The organism is Nocardioides bruguierae (assembly GCF_023656415.1).
Classification (GTDB): Bacteria; Actinomycetota; Actinomycetes; order Propionibacteriales; family Nocardioidaceae; genus Nocardioides; species Nocardioides bruguierae.
In genome coordinates this window covers 1-2,581 of record NZ_JAMOIL010000061.1, presented here as the reverse complement: position 1 = coordinate 2,581, position 2,581 = coordinate 1, and the positions used below count along the sequence as shown (strand labels likewise).

Annotated in this window: 2 protein-coding genes and 2 pseudogenes; 2 read left to right on the top strand and 2 right to left on the bottom strand. The window is 72.6% G+C overall.

The genetic code is table 11. The features are described from left to right. Positions 1-161, top strand: a pseudogene (locus M8330_RS22855) (IS30 family transposase); the annotation flags it as partial. Between the two features lie 49 nt (positions 162-210). Here the strand turns inward: M8330_RS22855 and M8330_RS21570 are convergent. Beyond that, the gene (locus M8330_RS21570; protein ID WP_250829030.1) at positions 211-1,560 is read right to left on the bottom strand and encodes an LCP family protein; all 1,350 of its coding nucleotides are present in this window, start codon (positions 1,558-1,560) and stop codon (positions 211-213) included. 211 nt (positions 1,561-1,771) lie between these two features. Beyond that, positions 1,772-2,302 (bottom strand): acyl-CoA thioesterase, encoded by a 531-nt coding sequence (locus M8330_RS21565; protein ID WP_250053429.1) that lies wholly within the window; start codon positions 2,300-2,302, stop codon positions 1,772-1,774. Positions 2,303-2,325: 23 nt separating this feature from the next. On the opposite strand from M8330_RS21565, the pseudogene M8330_RS21560 reads away from it, so the two are divergent. Continuing rightward, a pseudogene (locus M8330_RS21560) lies at positions 2,326-2,581 on the top strand (hypothetical protein); the annotation flags it as partial.

Below are 2,581 nucleotides of genomic sequence, written 5' to 3'. Positions count from 1 at the left end.
AGAGCGAGGACCTCTCGTTCTACGGACCCGGGATGCTCGATCAGATCGCCGCCGAGCTCAACGCCCGTCCTCGCAAGACACTGAAGTGGCGCACCCCCGCGGAGGAACTCGACGCACTACTGTCGGGCGAGTCAGATCCACCTGTTGCGACGACAGGCTGAATCCACCCCGGTCGCGAGGCGCGGAACGTCACGCACTATCCGCGAGGCCTCAGCAGGCCGCCGAGAGGTCGCCCGCGGAGTTGGCCGCGTAGCCGGTGGAGAGAGAACCGAGGGAGCCGCCGGTGACGGACTTGTTCGCGTTCTTCCTCGAGGTGCCGTTCTTCGGCGCCGACCCCGTGCCCTCGGCCTTGTCGATCGCGGCGGCGACCTTCTCCTGCACCAGGTCGATGTCGGGGTCGGCGGTGTTGATCATGGGCGGCACCAGCGAGACGGTCGAGATCTTCTGGTCCTTGGCCCGCAGCGCCAGCTGCACGAAGGTGCCGACCTCGGAGGCGGGCACGTCGGTGGAGACCAGGGACGAGGACGCGGCCGCGATGTCGGTGAAGTTGGCCAGCATCGTCTCGGGGCTGACCTGCTGGAGCAGCGCGTTCATCACGCACTTCTGCCGAGCCATGCGCGAGTAGTCGTCCGAGCCGTCGCGGGCCCGGGCGTACCAGAGGGTCTGGAAGCCGTCGAGCTGCTGGACGCCCGGCTCGATGTAGTCGTAGACGTCCGAGCCCAGCCCGCCGATCGGGATCGCCTGGCGCACGTTGATCGTCACGCCGCCGACCGCGTCGACCAGCTCGCGGAAGCCGTGCAGGTTCACCATGGCCCAGTAGTTGACCTCCAGGCCGGTGATGCCCTCGACGGCCATGATCGTGGCGTCGATGCCGGGCGTGGGCGAGTCGCCGAACAGCTCGGTGTGGTCCTGGGCCCAGGTGGAGACGCCGTTGAGGTAGTCGGCGTCGAAGCCGTCGGGGAACTGCTCGTCCATCACCGAGCCCTCGGCAAAGGGGAAGTTCTGCATGTTGCGGGGCAGCGAGATCAGCACGGTGCGTCCGGTGACCGCGTCGATCGAGGCGATCGTCATCGAGTCCGGCCGCAGGCCCCAGCGCCCGGCACCGGAGTCGCCACCCATGAGCAGCACGTTGAAGCGGCCGTCGTGCGCACCCTTCACGTCGGTGGAGGCGAACATCGTCTGCATGAGGTCCCGCTGGACACCCACGAGGTGGGCGCCGAAGAGCATCGAGCCCGCCAGCGAGAAGCAGAGCACGCCGTTGACGCCGATCATCGCGCGCCGGTGGCCGAGCCCCAGCGTCAGCGGCTGACCCAGGCGCCAGGCGTCCACCATCAGCGCGAACCAGCCCACGGCACCGACCACCAGCAGCGACCGCACCGCGAGCAGCAGCGTGGGGTCCGTCGCCCAGCCCAGCGCGAAGGCGGGGTGGACGAGGGTGGCCAGCCCGGCCCCGAGCAGGACGACCCACAGCGCGACCCACACCCCCAGGGCGATGCGGCCGGCGCGGCGGTTTCCCGCGAGCAGCTGGGCGGACCCGGGCGCGACCAGGGTCATGGCCATGAGGGACAGGGCACGCCGGAACCGGACGCGCGCCGCTCTCTGGCTGGCAGTGAGACGGGCCCGCTCGGCCGACCCGGGGGAAGGAACGGGTGGCATGGCGGCAGTATCACCAGTCCCAGCAGTCACACAGCCGCAGGCGCGCCGGGGTGTCGTCAGGTCGACCCGGAGGCCCCCGTCACGGACCGGAGCGGTCTCACCCCTCCGGGTCCGCTCAGGCCCGGCCCGCCTCGATCGCCGCCCGCCGGGCCAGCCGGTGCTCGCGGCGGATCTCGGCCTCCCGCCACCGGCGCCGCTCGTCCGCGCTCTCGGGCAGCAGGGGCGGCACCGGGCGCGAGCGCCCCGCCTCGTCCACGGCGACGAAGACGAAGTAGGCGGAGCCGACGTGCAGGCCGTCGGCCTCGGGGTCGTCCCACGGCGCCGCCTCCACCCGCACGCCGATCTCCATCGAGGAGCGGCCGGCCCAGTTGACCGTGGCCGAGGTGCGCACGATGTCGCCCACGTGCACGGGCTGGAGGAAGACCATCTCGTCCAGCGCCGCGGTGACGGCGGCGCCGCCCGAGTGCCGCTGCGCGACCGCCCCGGCGGTCGAGTCCGCCAGCTTCACGATCTCCCCGCCGTGGATGTTGCCCAGCAGGTTCGCCTGGGCTCGCGACATCAGCACGGCCAGCGAGACGGCGGCGAAGGACGGTGGACGACCCGTGGTCGACGGGGTGTCCTGCGGCGGGAGTGGCTCCTCACTCATGGGCGCACGGTACTTTCCTGCCCATGGCTTCGCGTCCCGGCACCGGCGGCACCGGCTCCTCCGACGACCCCGGCGGCACCTCCGGGCAGGGCGAGGAGCGCTTCGACTGGCTCTACGGCCGGCGTGACCGCGAGCCCCAGGCGGACGCGGACGCGACCCGGGTGATGCCCGTGCAGCCGCGCGAGTCGGGGGCCGGCGCGTCCCGCCCCGCCGCGCAGGGACGCCCGCAGCCCGCTCCCCCGGCGCCGCCGCGCGGGCCCGACGGCCCCAGCGGGCCCG

Bases quoted from the DNA above. Each gene is read 5' to 3' on its own strand.
- M8330_RS21570 (WP_250829030.1), bottom strand. From the start codon at position 1,560: ATGGCCATGACCCTGGTCGCGCCCGGGTCCGCCCAGCTGCTCGCGGGA.
- M8330_RS21565 (WP_250053429.1), bottom strand. From the start codon at position 2,302: ATGAGTGAGGAGCCACTCCCGCCGCAGGACACCCCGTCGACCACGGGT.